General features: G+C 65.7%; 11 protein-coding genes. 4 read left to right on the forward strand and 7 right to left on the reverse strand.

From position 1 onward, the window contains the following. Positions 1 to 13 precede the first annotated feature (13 nt). Positions 14 to 940, reverse strand: coding sequence for a glycosyltransferase (locus HWN72_RS01555; RefSeq protein ID WP_211149610.1), 927 nt, complete (start codon positions 938 to 940; stop codon positions 14 to 16). Beyond that, positions 937 to 2,037, reverse strand: a complete 1,101-nt coding sequence (locus HWN72_RS01560) for a glycosyltransferase family 1 protein (protein ID WP_211149611.1) — start codon at positions 2,035 to 2,037, stop codon at positions 937 to 939. The genes HWN72_RS01555 and HWN72_RS01560 overlap by 4 nt, the downstream gene beginning before the upstream one ends. 34 nt (positions 2,038 to 2,071) lie before the next feature. Here HWN72_RS01560 and HWN72_RS01565 point away from each other — a divergent pair, with 34 nt between their 5' ends. Further along, positions 2,072 to 3,286, forward strand: a complete 1,215-nt coding sequence (locus tag HWN72_RS01565) for a glycosyltransferase family 1 protein (RefSeq protein WP_211149612.1) — start codon at positions 2,072 to 2,074, stop codon at positions 3,284 to 3,286. A gap of 36 nt (positions 3,287 to 3,322) precedes the next feature. Next, positions 3,323 to 4,462, forward strand: coding sequence for an acyltransferase (locus HWN72_RS01570; RefSeq protein ID WP_211149613.1), 1,140 nt, complete (start codon positions 3,323 to 3,325; stop codon positions 4,460 to 4,462). Positions 4,463 to 4,470: 8 nt separating this feature from the next. Here the strand turns inward: HWN72_RS01570 and HWN72_RS01575 are convergent, their stop codons facing one another. After that, complete coding sequence (locus tag HWN72_RS01575; RefSeq protein WP_211149614.1) at positions 4,471 to 5,469, reverse strand: polysaccharide pyruvyl transferase family protein; 999 nt, start codon at positions 5,467 to 5,469, stop codon at positions 4,471 to 4,473. Between the two features lie 87 nt (positions 5,470 to 5,556). Between HWN72_RS01575 and HWN72_RS01580 the strand changes: the two genes are divergently transcribed. Further along, positions 5,557 to 7,044, forward strand: coding sequence for a lipopolysaccharide biosynthesis protein (locus HWN72_RS01580; RefSeq protein WP_211149615.1), 1,488 nt, complete (start codon positions 5,557 to 5,559; stop codon positions 7,042 to 7,044). A 5-nt stretch (positions 7,045 to 7,049) separates the two neighbouring features. On the opposite strand, the gene HWN72_RS01585 is transcribed toward HWN72_RS01580, so the two are convergent. From HWN72_RS01585 to HWN72_RS31770, 3 genes are read right to left on the reverse strand one after another with little or no spacing between them, the layout of a single operon-like run. Continuing rightward, positions 7,050 to 8,504, reverse strand: a complete 1,455-nt coding sequence (locus tag HWN72_RS01585) for an O-antigen ligase family protein (RefSeq protein ID WP_211149616.1) — start codon at positions 8,502 to 8,504, stop codon at positions 7,050 to 7,052. 13 nt (positions 8,505 to 8,517) lie between these two features. After that, a complete protein-coding gene (locus tag HWN72_RS01590; RefSeq protein WP_211149617.1) occupies positions 8,518 to 9,660 on the reverse strand; it encodes a glycosyltransferase in 1,143 nt (380 codons plus the stop codon). Further along, positions 9,653 to 11,806, reverse strand: a complete 2,154-nt coding sequence (locus HWN72_RS31770) for an AAA family ATPase (protein WP_211149618.1) — start codon at positions 11,804 to 11,806, stop codon at positions 9,653 to 9,655. Before HWN72_RS31770 ends, HWN72_RS01590 begins: the two co-directional genes overlap by 8 nt. 260 nt (positions 11,807 to 12,066) lie before the next feature. Here HWN72_RS31770 and HWN72_RS01600 point away from each other — a divergent pair, with 260 nt between their 5' ends. Beyond that, positions 12,067 to 12,660, forward strand: a complete 594-nt coding sequence (locus HWN72_RS01600) for a polysaccharide biosynthesis/export family protein (protein WP_248005737.1) — start codon at positions 12,067 to 12,069, stop codon at positions 12,658 to 12,660. A gap of 103 nt (positions 12,661 to 12,763) precedes the next feature. Here the strand turns inward: HWN72_RS01600 and HWN72_RS01605 are convergent, their stop codons facing one another. After that, positions 12,764 to 14,446 (reverse strand): ABC transporter ATP-binding protein, encoded by a 1,683-nt coding sequence (locus HWN72_RS01605; protein WP_211149619.1) that lies wholly within the window; start codon positions 14,444 to 14,446, stop codon positions 12,764 to 12,766. Positions 14,447 to 14,448: the final 2 nt, after the last annotated feature.

A 14,448-nucleotide genomic window follows, 5' to 3' on the forward strand; every position in this document is an offset into this window, starting at 1 on the left:
TCTGGGGCCGCGCTCATGCCGTGCGCAACGAGCGCACGAGGGCGGCCCCGATCAACAAGGGCAGACGCCGGAAACGGCTCGATGCGAGCGCCGCGGGCACGACACCGCACAGGCTCGCCAGCATGGCGGGGCGCATTGCCCGCGTTTTTTCGCGCGAGATCGCACGGTAGCGGCGAAATACGCGCAGCCGGACATAGGCCTTCACAACCAGTTGCGGAGGCAGGGCGGATCCGGCGCGAACCAGGGCATCGAGTTCGGCTCGGACGGCCGAGCGCTCCTGTTCTTCGACGTTTCCAACCGAAATCGCGCCGTCGTGGCGGCGATAGAAGAGTACATCGACCGGCGGGTTGTCGATCCGGCCGAAGGCGGCGGCGCGGATGAACAGGTCATAGTCCTCGGCATGGCGGTAGTCGTTGCGATAGCCGCCCATGGCCTTGAGCGCCGTCGCCCGGATCATGATCAGCGGGTGCATCGAGACCGCGACGCGCGGCGGAAATACGGAAAGGTCGGTGGCTGTGTGCCGCCCGCCGCAAGTACGGATGCTGGCTGCGGTAGGATGGCGGTCCGAGACCGCCTGGCCGCCGACGATGACGGTGTGCGGGTTGTCGTCCAGCCAGGCGACCTGGAAAGCGAGGCGCCGGGAAAATGACACGTCGTCCGCGTCCATGCGGGCGATGTATTCTCCCCGCGAATGATCGATTGCGGTGTTGAGGGCGGCGACGATACCGCCGTTGGGCTGCGTCACCACACGGATGCGCTCGTCTCCCTGCGCCATGCGGGCCAGCAGCACGGGCGAAGCGTCGGTGCTGCCGTCATCGACGATGACGAGTTCGAAGTCCGCGAAACTCTGGTCGAGGATGGACTGCACGGCTTCGCGCAGGAAGGCCTCGCCGTTGTAGCACGGCAGGATCACGGAGACGCGCGGCGGAAGAGTTCTCATGCGGGGGCTCGCAACGGGCGATCGCTGAGCGCGAGGATGGCGTCGAGAAGTTCGGCTCCGGCACGCCCCCAGGTGAACTGCCTTGCCCGTGCGAGACCGGCTTCCACTTTATGTGCGAACAAGGATCCCACGGGATCGAGCGCGGCGATCGCCTGTGCCCAGGATGCGGGATCATCGACGTCGGCATAGAGAACGGCGTCGCGGCACACTTCGGGCATTGCGCCCGCCGGTGCCACTACGGCGGGCGTGCCGCAGAGCATCGCTTCGAGCGGAGGCAGGCCGAAACCTTCGGTACGGGAGGGGCAAAGCAGGCATCGCGCACCGGCATAGAGCGCGCGCAGCGTGGCATCGCCGCAAGGGCCGACGAATATCGCGTCCTCCGGGACTGCCAACCCGGCTGCGGCCAGGGCATCTCGCGAAGCACCGACGACGACAAGCGGCACACCCGCCGGTGCTTTTCGCGCATAGGCTGCGAAAACCACGGCATTGTTCTTGTACGCCTTCGGGCTGCCGAACATCAGTGCGTAGCCGCGCAGCGCAAGGCCGTGCGCGGCGAGCACCGAGCAGTCCGCATCGTCCTCCAGGATATGGTCGGCGCCGTTGTAGAGCACGTGCGTGCGCCGCGCCACAGAGACACCCATCACATCAAGCACGCGCCGGGAATAGTCACTGACGGTGAGCACGGCTGCGCTCGAACGGGCCATGCGCGGGGCCAGGAACCGGTAGCCCACGCGCTGGCGCAGCGGATAGGAACTGTCAGGGAACAGGAACTGCGCGTCATGGATGAGCGTCACCTTGCGGCGGTGGCGCAGCGGCGCGAGGTTCGCGAGGTTGACCAGCACGCCGTCGGAGGAGAGCGCGGGAAGCCTGCGTTGTTCCCAATATTGCGAGGCGACCTCGTCCAGTTCCCGCACTGCGATGTTGCGCAGCACCGGCTTCCAGTCGCCGCCATCGCGAGTGGGCAGGAGCAGGGTAACCTGCGGGGCGCCGGGAACGCCCAGACGCGCATCGATTTCTCGAACAAGGCGGTCGGCAACGCGGTGAACGCCGTTGAGGCCGCCCGAGTAGAACTTTCCATTGATATATACAGGCAGCATCGAAATTCCCGGAGAATCGAGCCGCAACATAATATTGCGCTGCAGCGAACTCGACGGGCGATACCGGACCTTGCCAAGTTTTAATCCTCGGCGGCGCGGGCCCGTCTTCCCTGCAATGTCAGGGCACGTCATTGAACGCAGGGGAAAGGGGGCGTGGATGTCGCAGCGCGGCGATGCGATACTGATCAATGGGCGGTTCCTCATGCAACCGGTGACCGGGGTGCAGCGGGTCGCGCGCGAACTGGTCGCCGAAATGGACCGGCTGCGCGGTGCCGGAGAGACGCCCCTGCATCTTGCGCTTGCCTGCGAACCGAATGCGGACATCTCCGGGCTGGGCTTGCGTCATATTCCGGTGGAACGGCGCGGCGGCGCCAGCGGGCATGCCTGGGAGCAGTTCGTGCTGCCGCGCATGGCCGCTGGCCGGCGCCTGCTGTGCCTCGGCAATACCGTTCCGCTCGCCTCGGCACTCGGAAGGCAGCGCCTTTCGGTGATGATCCACGATGTGTCGTACCTTTCGTTGCCCCAGGCCTACTCGCTGCGCTACCGCGCCGCGCACGGGGCGCTGTTGCCGGTGATGCTGCGCGGTGCGGACACGGTGTTCACGGTCTGCGATACGGAGGCGGAGCGTTTACGTCGCCTGCATCGCGGCGCTCGCGTGGTCGCCTTGCAGAACGGCGCCTGGATTCGCGACAGGGTGGAGCGCGTGGATCATGGCGAGCGGGAGCGCATGGTTCTCTATGTCGGATCGTTATCGCGCAGGAAGAACGTCGAGCGCGTGATCGAGGTCGCGCAATATCTGGCACGCGAAGACGGTGTGCGCACCGTGCTGGTGGGCGGCGGGAATGAAATCCTCGCGCCGATCCGCGCCCGCGTCGCCTCCGACGTCGAATCCATGATCGATTTCATCGGGCAGGTTCCCGATCTCGAAACCCTTGCGGGATACTATCGACGCGCGGGTTGTCTGCTGTTCCCATCGCTCTACGAGGCGTCGCCGCTACCCCCGGTTGAGGCGATGAGTCTCGGCTGCCCGGTGGTCGCCTCGGCGATCCCCTCGATAACCGAGCGATGCGGCTCTGCCGCGCTCTATTGCGATCCGCACGACAGCACGGACATCCTTGCCGCAGTGCGGCGGGTCCTTTACAATCGCGAGCAGGCCGATGCCCTGCGCCACGCCGGTTTCGAGCGTGCCGCGCGCTATTCCTGGCGCGATCAGGCTCGGGGACTTCTGGCAGCCATGACCAGGAGTTAATTTGTCCCTGCAAGGGAGCCCGGCGATGATCGTGTCATGAGTGCAGTGCGTGCCCAAAACGCCGGTCGCAGGCAGCCCGTCTACGGGCTTGACCTCGTACGCTTTGCCGCTGCGAGCCTGGTCGTGCTCTATCATCTCGGCTTCAAGGCCTGGGCGCTGGACGGCAGCAGCCTGCATGGCGCACTTGGCCGTTCCGATGCCTTTCCAGCGGGATATGCCTTGACCTGGTGCGGCTGGGTGGGCGTGCAGGTCTTCTTCGTGGTCTCCGGATCGGTCATCGCCTATTCCGCTCGGGGCGTGAGCGCGAGGCGCTTCGCCCGCCGCCGCGCTGCCCGGTTGCTGCCGGCGGTGCTGATCGCCGTGGCCATAGCGCTGCCCACTGCGGTGTTCGTGTTCGGCACCGCAACCGCCCAGGCGGTGGTGCTGAGCCTGAAGACGATCGCATTCGTCCCATGGGGGCCATGGATCGTCGGCCAGTTCTGGACCATTCCGATAGAGCTGGCCTTCTACGCCATTGTCGGGGTGGTCCTCGCTTCGGGGGCGCCGGAGCGCGCGATGCACGCGCTGGTGTGGGTGCTGGGCATAGCCAGCGCCGCCTATTGGCTCGTCGCCGCATCGGATGCGATCGAACCCGGCGGGCGGCTGGCTGAACTGCTCCTGCTGCAGCACGGCGTCTATTTCGCGCTCGGGATGCTCTGCGCCCGTATGGGTGAGGGAGATTTGGGGCGGCGTCATCTCGGCCTTGCGGCGACGTGCATAGTTGCCGCTTCGGTGCAGGTGCGCACCGCCGCCGAATGGGAGATGGGAGCACGCACCGATTTGTCGGCGCAATGGCCATGGGCCTATGCGCTCTGGCTTTGCCTGGCCGCGCTGATCGCGGCTTCGTTCCTCTGGCGAGCGCAAGTGGCGGCGCGGATCGGCCGGTTCGGCGGCGTGCTGCGCCTTGCCGGGCTCGCCACTTACCCGCTCTATCTCATCCACATCCATGTCGGCGGCACAATCCTGCTTGCGGCGGCAAGGCTGGGCGTGGTTCCGGCGGTCATCCTCGCTTTCGCAGGGACGGCGGCCGTTGCCGTCGCCATCGCCTTATGGTTCGAGCCACCTCTTCATGCCGCGATCGACGCGGCACTGCGCCGTATCGGACAACGGGTGCCGCGTTACCGGCCGGCGGGGTAGGCGCCGCCTCAGGCAGCCACGCGCCGGTCGCCGGTCGTCCTTGCCCAGTCCACTGCATCGGTGATCCCCTCTGCGCGATGGACCAGCGGGGAACCTTGCGTGAAGGCTTCCAGAAAGCGCGCGATCTTGCCGTAATGGTTGTCCAGAACCGCATGGGGGCGCCCCAGCAACAGCGACAGAATGTGGACGTGGAGCCGATCGGTGACGATTGCCCGTCCTCGGGCGAGTTGCCGGAATCCGCGCTCGACCCGGTGCCGCGCCGCTGCCTCGTAAGCCGACGCGCGTGCGCTGGCAGGCGAAAGCGACGTCCACGCGCGCATGATCCCGGCGGCCTTGGCACGTCGCACGGCGGCGGTATCGTCGATCAGCCAATCCTCGACGGTGATGTCGGCAGGCAGGCCGATTGTTTCCGATCGTTCCTTGTCCGTGCGCAGCATGGCCAGCACGTCGATGGAAGCAGGCGCGCCCTCCCGCTCCCCCATGGCGAAGGCGCTATCCGGGCAGAGCTTGACCGCGCAGTCGAAATGGCGGCGGGCGAGGTCGAGCGAGGGAAGGTCGCGGACCAGCAGGGTGAAGTCGGGATGCGCCGCTATTACGCGTGCGGTACGGGCGATCCGCTCCGGGTCGCCGTAGTGAATCGACTGCGGCAGTTGCACGATACGGCGGTCGCCAAGGCGGGCGATCACATCCTCGCGAAACGTCTGGTGATGGTTCCAGATATCGCCGAAATTGCCGCCCCCATGCAGGAACACGGTGCCTTCGGGAACTGCGGCGCGCATCGCCTCCTCATCGAAATTGTCGAATGCACAGACATAACCGGGCGCTGCGCCGGCAAGTTTTCCCAGCAGTCGCAGTTCTCCCAGCCAGATCGCGGAATCGCCGACGTTGGCATGGTTCGGAAAGTCAAGGAGTGCAAAATCCGGAGAAGAATAAAGTGATATTGTCTCCGAAAGTTGATTTTCGATTTCGACGATCAGGGGATTAAAAGAATTTAATCGAGTATTCACGTAATTCAAATCCCGATTAAGCAGAGTCAGTATTGTCTCGCATCTGCGGCAATTCTATGCAAGTCCGGTATGGCAAGAAATCCGGAAATGGCCGGCGAAAGCAGGTTGAGCCGCCGCGCTGCCGGCGCCGTGGGGTGGAGCATCGTCCGCTTCGGTGGCGATCAGGTGTTCGCTTTCGTCATTTTCGCGGCGCTGGCGCATCGATTGGATCCGGCGACCTTTGGTGTATTCATCGTCGGTCTTGCCGTGGCGGAAGTGGGCAAGATCATCGCGCAAGGCGGGTTGGTGAGCAGTCTCTACCGTGCTCCGGAGATTACCGCGCGTCTCGCCGACACGGTGTTCTGGGGCAACCTGGGCATGGCGCTGCTGGTCGCGATCACCTGTGTGGTGCTGCGCCATCCGTTGGCCGAGGCGATGGGCAGTCCCTCGGCGGCGCCGGTCGTGGCGGCGCTTGGATGCGTGGTGCCGGTTTCTGCAGCAGGGGCCTCGCACATGAGCCGCACGCTTCGCGCCTTCGGCCATCGCGCGCTGGCGATCCGTTCGCTTGGCGCGGGTGTGATCGGGGGCACGCTCGCCCTGCTGGCAGCACAGGCGGGTTGGGGAGTCTGGGCGCTGGTGGCGCAGCGTTTTGCAAGCGAGACGATAGGCACCCTCGTCGCCTGGCACGCATTTCGCTGGAAGCCGGGTCTGCAGTTTTCCTGGACGACGCTGCGGGCGCAATGGCGACTGGGAGCGGGCGTCGCCGGCTCGCAATTGCTGCTGGTGGCGCTCAACCGCACGCAGGACATGATCCTGGGCCACAGTATCGGGCCGGCGGCCGTAGGCGTCTACCGTACGGCATGGAAGTCGATCGAGGTCGTCGCGCAAGGGGTGATCAGCCCGTTCGCCAGCGTAGCCGTGCCGACGCTGGCGAAGTTGCAGCATGACTTGCCCGTGTTTCGGCGCGGCTACGTACGAATGGTCTCGGCGACCGCGACAATCGCCTTTCCCGCGATAGCCGGGATCGGTGTGCTGGCCGATGCGCTGATACCCTTGCTGTTCGGTCCGCAATGGGTGCAAAGCGTGCCGGTTGCGAGGGTTCTGTGCCTGCTGGCCCCGCCGTTTGCGCTCAATTTCTTCGCCGATCCGGCACTGACGGTCCTCGGCAAGGCGGGCGTCATGGCCAGGTTGGCGGGAATCCAGCTTGTCCTGACCGTGTTGTTCTGCCTAGCTGCCGCCCCATACGGGCTGGTCTGGTTCGCGGCGGCATATGTCTTGCGGGCCTATGTCACGCTGGCGCTGCAACTCGGGCTGCTGCAGCGGGCGACCGGAGTGCGCGCGATCGAGGTGCTTGCTGGCATAGCCCCGCCCTTGGGTGCGGCGGTGGTCATGGCGATCGTCGTGTGGGGTACTGGCGATACCATGCCGGTCGATGGCGGACCCAGGAGTCTCCCGGCCCTTGCTCGCATGGTGTTTCTGGTGACTCAGGGAGTGCTCGTCTATGTAGGCGTGCTGCTGGCCCTGATGGGCCGTTCACGCCGGATGGAACTGGCGACCTTCCTGCGCGGCCTCAGGCCTGCGAGGCGAACGTCCTGATTGATTCAGGCCGCACCGACACGGGAAAGCGGCTGATCCGCGCGCGCTGCAACCCTCGACCTGTCGCCGCGACCGGCGCGCAGTGCGATGGCGCTCCCGGAAAGGACGGCGAAAGTAAGCCCGGGATCGCAGCTTGGAGAAGACACCGAAGCCACGCCCACCCCCACGAGCACCGACCACGCGGCAGCCGCGCCGACATCGCGGTCTCGGTCGCAACTGCGGCTCCAGGTCGATGCGGCGAGCGGGGCAAAGGCGCGGACCACATGCAGCACGAATGTACAGGCGCCGATGATGCCGGTCGAGCCGAGGATCGCGGTGATGAGGCTCGACGAGCGGAACGAACCCGGTCCGATGCCCAGCCCGTGCGAGGCGACGAACGCGGTTAGGCCCTGTCCCGCCCAGAACAACCGCTGCCGACCGGAAAAGGAATCGGCCTTGTCCAGCGTCATGTGCTCCAGAAGTCGTTGCATCGATGCGGCGAGCGCGGGTTCCAGCACCAGCAAGGCGCTGACCGCGATGATCGCCGCAAGGCCTGCGAGAGACAGCCATGCAAGCCGGTCAGGAGGCAGCAGGTGCGGCGTTGTCGCGATGCGCAGCACCATGACGGCAGCGAATAGCGCCAATCCGACGTAGGCCGTCGATGACGTACTGGTGATCAGCGCGATGCCGAGCAGCAGCGCGGCCGGGCCGTTCCATCGGGGATCGACGCGGCGTAGCCAGCATTCGAAGGTGAATACGAACCAGACGACGGCAAAGCTCGCGAAGGAGGATGCCTCGGGCCACAGACCGTTCATGCGCACGAAGCCGCCCCATTCATGATCGAGCTGGGCGTAGTTGCCGTTGCGGAAGAAGTGGAAGAGGGCTTCTGCCGGGGTTCCGCGCAGCGCCACCCCGGCGAAACCCGAAAGCGCGTGCGCGATGCCGATCAGCGCACCGGTCCTGGCCAGCGTTCGCCCGCCGTTCGGTCGGTGCCGCAATACCGCACAAGCCGCCAATGCCATCGTCATCGTGCCCGTCATGTATGCGGCGGTCGTCAGGTTCTGGGTCGTGAAACGCAGAGGTTCTGCGGCAAGAATCCGGGCGAGCTGGGTGCCGTAGCGGGCGCGGATCTGGCCTCGCAGCGGGGTTACGTCGATCTCTCCGGCGAAGATGCGCGGCAGCACTAGGGCGGCGAGGACCCCGTAGGCGACGAAGACGATCAGCCAGGTGTTGCCGCGCACTGCGGCGGCCAGATTGGCACCGCTCACGCCTCCCGGGGCCAGGCAGCGCAGCAACAGGAATCCCAGCGCGAAGTGTGCCGGCGAGATCGACGAGCCCCCCAGCGCCGTAAGGTTGAGGGCCGCCGAGCCGCCGAGCAATGTCGCCCCCATCACCAGCGCGAACAGCGCGCGCACGGTTCCGAAGGCGAACAGCGCCAGCGCGACGAACAGTTCGATCGTTCCGATGACGGTCAGTTCCATGCCCGTGTTTCCGTCAGATCAACGATCGCAGGATGCCGGCGTCGAATGCGGCGGGCGCGAACCGGCGTGCCTGGATCATGGCGAGTTCCGGGTCGAAGGACGGCAACCAGTCCTCGAACCGGGATACCGCTTCGCTCAATGAATCGACGGTCTGTCGGTCGAAAAACAGGCCGGTCTGGCGATCGACGACGGTGTCGAGCGCGCCGCCCTTGCCGAAGGCCAACACCGGCCGGCCCGAAGCCATTACTTCGACCGGGACGATCCCAAAATCCTCCTCGGCCGTGAAGACGAAGCCGCGGCAGCGGGCGTAGTGTCGGCGCAGGCTGGCGAAGTCGAGGCGGGGGATTATCGTCACGGTAGAGCCTGCCATTCGCCGCAGGCTTGCTGCCATCGGCCCGTCACCCACCACGGTCAATGGCAGGCCCAGGCGGTTGAAAGCCTCGACCGCAAGGTCCGGGCGCTTGTAGGGCACCAGTTGCCCGACCCACAGGTAGCTATCGTCGATCTCGTGGGAGGCGGCGAAAAGGTCTACGTCGACCGGCGGATGGACGACCGTGGAAGGCATCCGCCAGGCGCGTTCGATACGGCGCTGGATGAAATGCGAATTGGCGACGTAGCGATCGACGCGCGATGCCGATGCCACGTCCCAGGTACGCAGGCGATGGAACAGGAACGGCATCACCGCGCGGTTCAGCGGCCCCGTCCCTTCGCGGTACTGGTGGTAGTGGTCCCACAAGTAGCGCATCGGCGAATGGACATAGCACAAATGCATGGCGTCGGGATCGGTTATGACGCCTTTCGCCGGGCCGCTTTCGCTGCTGATGACCAGATCGTAGCCCCGCAGGTCCAGTTCCTCGAGCGCCATGGGCATGAGCGGCAGGTATTTCTGGTAGTGCCTGCGTGCTCCGGGCAGCTTCTGGATGAAGCTGGTGGTCACTTTGCGCCCGGCGATGGTGCGAGAGACGCGCGCCGGATCGTAGACGTGGGTAAAAATGTCGGCTTGGGGGAAAAGCCGCAGCAATCGCTCGATCACCCGCTCGCCGCCGCCCATCGTGACCAGCCAGTAATGCACGATCGCCACCTTGCGGAAGCGCTGGCGAACGTGGTCGAGAAGGCCGTCGTCGCCGTCTTCCGGGACCGGTCGCAGGTTAAGCATAGTAGTCCTTGTACGCCTTGTAGAACGCGTTCTCGTCGAGGCCGAAGGCGGCCTGCTTGCGTACGTCCACGCGGGTGAGGATGGCGCCGGCGAGGCCGACCGCGCCTTCCGGGAGCAGCCTCAGCAGCGACCGGATCGCGGCTTCCGGGGTACGGCGCCAGCGCGCGGCGATGACTGCCGCGTCGGCCTTGCCCAGCAGCAGTCGGGCATCGGCCATCGGCAGCACCGGCGCGGTGTCCATGATGACGGCGTCGAATCCCTGTCCCGCAGCGGCCAGCAGCGCATCCATGGCAGGACCCGTGAGCAGCGCGTGGTCTTCCTCGCGTGCGGCGCTGAGAGGCAGGATCGAAAGCCCAGTGCGCGGGTCGATGACGATCGCGTCCTCCAGCCTGGCATCGCCGCGCAGCACCTCCAGCAGGCCGATTTCGCGCGTGCCGCCGATCCATCGACTGACCCCGCGGCGCCGCACGTCGCAGTCGATCAGGAGTATCGCATCGGAGGCCCCGGCCATCGACCGGGCGAGACACAGGGCCACGGTGGTCTTGCCCTCTGCGGGAAGGGCCGACGTCACTGCAATGATCCTGGGACTTTCGACAGCGAAGGCGATCGAGGCGCGCAGGTTGCGAAACGCCTCCGCAAAAGCGGAGCGCGGCTGTTCGACCACCGCATCGACCGGATCACCGCGCGCCTTGCGGCTGGCCACGGAACCAAGTTCGGGGATCGAGCACAAGTAGCGCAAGCCGAGGCGTCGTTCGATCTCCTCGCCGGTCGTGAAGCCGCTGAACATCAGTTCCGCCGCGATGGCGCAGACAAGGCCCAGACCCAGACCGATGGCACCGGCCAGTACCATGTTGAGCAGGATATCGGGGCGGGCCGGCCTGTCGCTTGGCTGAGCGGGATGGAGCACCCGGGCTTGCGGCTGGCGAATGCCTATGCGGGCGGCGAGTTCCTTGTATCGCCCCAGATAGCTTTCGTAGAGCTGGCGCGAAGCCTGCGCGCGTTGCTCAAGGTCCTGCAGATCAACCATCGCCACGTTGTCGCGGCGAAGCGCACCTTCCGATGCACGCAGCGAGCCGGACAGCGAACCAAGGCGCCGCTGTGATACTGCCGCCTTGGCGGAAAGGTTCGAAACCACCCGGCCGATTTCCTCGGCGATTTGGGCATCCACCGAAGCGAGTTGGCTTCGCGCGCGCTGGAGGTCCGGGTGGCGCGGTCCGTACTTGCTGGAAAGAGATGCTATTTCGGCAGCATAGGCGGACTGCTGCTGTCGCAACGAGGCGATCACCGGAGAGCCGAGCGATTCGCCCACATCCTCCCCGCTCGATCCCGAGCCGAGTTGCTGGCGGGCGGTCGCCAGGCGAGCAGCGTCTTCGGCTGCCTGCGCCCTTGCCGAGGTGACCTCCTGGTTGTAGGCCGAGATTTCCTGCTCGGTCAGCGAGCGGTCGCTGGTGCTTGGCAGGTCGTGCGCGAGGCGATAGTGCGAGAGGACGGCGGCGTCGGCGGAGGCCTGCGTGCTTGCCTTGGCCATGCGCGCGCCGATCTCGCGTAAGGCGCGGGTGTCTGCGGCTTCCTTCTCGGTCACGCCGCCTTCGGTGTACTGGGCGGCGAAGGCGTTGGCGATCCGCGCGGCTTCCTGCGCATCTTCGCTCTCGAAGCTGACGGAAAGCGTGTAGGTCGCACCCGAGCGGAAGGCGGATACGCCGCCCGCGACATAGTCGATCGCTGCCTGCCGCGCTTGCGCAGCAGTGCGGTCGTCCCTGGCGAAGCGGCGGGGAAGGGCAAGTCGATCGACGACCGCGGCGACGTTGTCGCTTGATGTGATCACTTCGACTTGCGTGTCTATCCAGGTCTCGCCCATGCCTCCCTGGGCCGCGAGGCGATCCTCGTCGGTCAGCGGGGCGATGGGCTCCACTTTGGGGTCCAGCGTAATCTCGGCGGTCGCGAGGTAAGTGGGGGTCCGCGTCGCGGTAAGGGCGAAACCGGCGGCCAGGGATGCGAGAAGCGTTCCGAGCATGATGGGCCAGCGGCGGCGAAGGAATGCGATCAGGATGCCGGGATCGATCCGGTCCGGGGTTTCGGCGGCGCCCGGCCGAACCGGCGGAACGATGACCCCCGGCGGGGGCGCAAGAACGATAGGTTGATTCACTCTGATGCCACCCCTGTTTTCCGTGCCACATCATCGGCCCGTCGGAATCGGGTGCAGTTTCGGCTTTTTTGTTTGAGTGGCGCAAGTATATGCCGGAAGTTTACAAAAATGTAACGATTTCAGTTTTGAAATATTCAACAATTATTCTACAAAATTGCCGAATATTTTGAATTTCATTTTTGTAATTGGAGTATTCCATCGCGCGGGGGTCTGATCGCCACACGATGTGCGACGCACGGGGAAGGAGATTCGGGCACGTGATGAGGATCTGCAATCCGTACCGCCGCATGATCGATATAGCGGCAATCTGCGGCGCGGCGCTGTCGATACAGGGTTGCGCCGCAACGGGCACAGCGCCGCTGAGCGCCGCCGAAGCGCGCTTGGGGCTCGATACCTATCGTCTCGGCGCGGGCGACAAGCTGCGCGTGACGGTCTACAACGAACCCAATCTTTCGGGTGAATATGCCGTGTCCAGCGCGGGCAAGATCGCGTTTCCGCTGGTCGGCATGGTCGATGCGGCCGGGCAGACGGTGGAAGACCTGTCGCACGCCCTTACACTCCGCATTGCGGACGGCTACATGACAGATCCGAAAGTCAGCGTCGAAGTCCTCAACTATCGACCGTACTATATTCTGGGAGAAGTCCAGAAGCCGGGGCAATATCCTTACGTTGCCGGCATGTCGATCGAACAGGCGGTGGCGGCTGCAGGCGGGTTCAGCTACCGCGCCAATGCGGGGCGGGTGAACCTTCGCCGAATGCCCGGCGCGGCGGAGAAGTCGGTCCAAATCAATGCCGGACAGATCGTCGTGGTCATGCCGGGCGATACGATACGCGTTCTTGAGCGTTACTTCTGACCCTTTCGACGGGTCCTTCGGGTAAGCAAAGACAAAAACAAGTGTTCAATTGTTGCGGGCTCGGCCGGAATGGCCGGGCTCGCACGATTTTGGGTTGTTTCGTTCAGAGGCGGATCACCCTGTCTGCCAGCGCCACGCTGGCCGGCCGGTGCGTGATGAGCAGCACCGTGCGTCCATGGAGAATCCGGGCGCATGTTTCCACGAAGCGCTCTTCGCCCTCCGGATCGTACATCGACGTCGCTTCGTCGAGGATCACGATCGGGGCGTCCTTCAACAGCGCGCGGGCAAGCGCAATGCGCTGGCCCTGGCCGCCGGACAGGCGCACTCCGTGATCGCCGATCCCGGTATCGAAGCCTTGCGGCAGCGCCTGGATGAAGTCGTAGGCGTCGGCGCGGCGTGCAGCCGCCTCGATTTCGGCCGCACTCGCTCCGTGGCGGCCGAAGGCGATGTTCTCGCGCACGGTGCCGCTGACAAGTTCGGGGCGCTGCGGTACGAGGGCGATCTGGCGGCGCAGGGTTTCCACTGCAACGCCGGTGATGTCGTGGCCGTCGAGCATGATGCGGCCGGAGCGGCAATCGTACAGCCGCAGCAACAGGGCGACGAGCGTAGTTTTGCCGATGCCGTTCCCGCCGAGGATGGCCACTTTCTCGCCCGGTGCGATGGTGAGGTCGAAGCCGCTCAACACCGGCGGTCGGCCGGGATAGGCGAAATCGACTCCTTCGAAGCGGATTTCTCCATTCAGGCGGGGGAGGCGCGCGGCCGGGGCATAGCCGGGTTCGGCGCCGGCCGCGAGTACCTGGGCCATGCGCGCGAGGATGCCGCGTGTCACCTGCACCTGGCTCCAGCTTTCGGCCAGAGCGGCCACGGGCCGGGTGAGCAGGGCGGCGTAAAACAGGAAGGAGAACAGTTCCTGCGTGGCAAGGCGGCCTCGATGAACGTGATCGCCGACCATGAGCAACAGCGCCAGCGCGGCCAGCGCGGCCACGAGCGTGCCCACCGGCTCCACCAGCGCTTCCATCCGGTTGAGGCGTACCGACACGCGGCGGGCGGCATCTACCCGCCGGCGATACCGGGCATGTTCCGGTTCTTCGCGCGTGAACGTCTTGATGGCGGCGATCACGCCGAGATTGTCCTCGGCGAGAGCGAGGACACGGGCTTCCGCTTCCTGTTCGCGTGCCCCCAGATCCCGAAGACGGCGGCCGACCAGCTTGAGGAGGATGACGTAAGTGGGCACCAGCACCGGCACCAGCAGGGCAAGGGCAGGGTCGATCCGCAGCATCAGCAATGCGGCGCCTGCGGCAGTCACCAGCAGGGGCGGTATCGCGACCAGCGTACCGGTCAGGAAATGGCCGAGATGGGCGACCTCGCTGGTGATCAGAGCAAGCACGTCGCCGTGCCGGTGCGCGACGTGCCAGCTCATCGGCAGCCTTTGGAGATGCGCATAGAGACTTGAGCGCAAGCCGGCGAGAATGCGCGCAGCCGTTTCGCCCGATACGATCTGCACTACCGCCCCCAGCGCGGCGGATGCCACGATCGCTCCGACCAGCAGGGCGACGAGCCGCACGGTCCCGGTCGAGCCGGCTTCCACGAGATGTCCAGCAAGGGTTCCCGCGAGCCAGGGGATGGTAAGGGTCGTTCCCGAGCCCGCCAGGGTCAGTGCCGCGACAAGCGCCAAAGCGCGGGCATGCGGCCGCGCGAGGGCAAGGATCAGGCGAATCTGCGTCGGGCCATCGGCATCCGGCGCGGGTTGGGGGGCTTCTTCGATGGAAGGGCGGGCCGTGTACATGC

The organism is Novosphingobium sp. HR1a (genome assembly GCF_015594425.1).
Taxonomy (GTDB): Bacteria; Pseudomonadota; Alphaproteobacteria; order Sphingomonadales; family Sphingomonadaceae; genus Novosphingobium; species Novosphingobium resinovorum_A.

Excerpts from the sequence above, each read along its gene's own strand:
- HWN72_RS01555 (WP_211149610.1), bottom strand. The coding sequence starts at position 940 with ATGAGAACTCTTCCGCCGCGCGTCTCCGTGATCCTGCCGTGCTACAAC.
- HWN72_RS01560 (WP_211149611.1), bottom strand. The coding sequence starts at position 2,037 with ATGCTGCCTGTATATATCAATGGAAAGTTCTACTCGGGCGGCCTCAAC.
- HWN72_RS01570 (WP_211149613.1), top strand. The coding sequence starts at position 3,323 with ATGAGTGCAGTGCGTGCCCAAAACGCCGGTCGCAGGCAGCCCGTCTAC.
- HWN72_RS01580 (WP_211149615.1), top strand. The coding sequence starts at position 5,557 with ATGGCCGGCGAAAGCAGGTTGAGCCGCCGCGCTGCCGGCGCCGTGGGG.
- HWN72_RS01585 (WP_211149616.1), bottom strand. The coding sequence starts at position 8,504 with ATGGAACTGACCGTCATCGGAACGATCGAACTGTTCGTCGCGCTGGCG.
- HWN72_RS01590 (WP_211149617.1), bottom strand. The coding sequence starts at position 9,660 with ATGCTTAACCTGCGACCGGTCCCGGAAGACGGCGACGACGGCCTTCTC.
- HWN72_RS01600 (WP_248005737.1), top strand. The coding sequence starts at position 12,067 with ATGAGGATCTGCAATCCGTACCGCCGCATGATCGATATAGCGGCAATC.
- HWN72_RS01605 (WP_211149619.1), bottom strand. The coding sequence starts at position 14,446 with ATGTACACGGCCCGCCCTTCCATCGAAGAAGCCCCCCAACCCGCGCCG.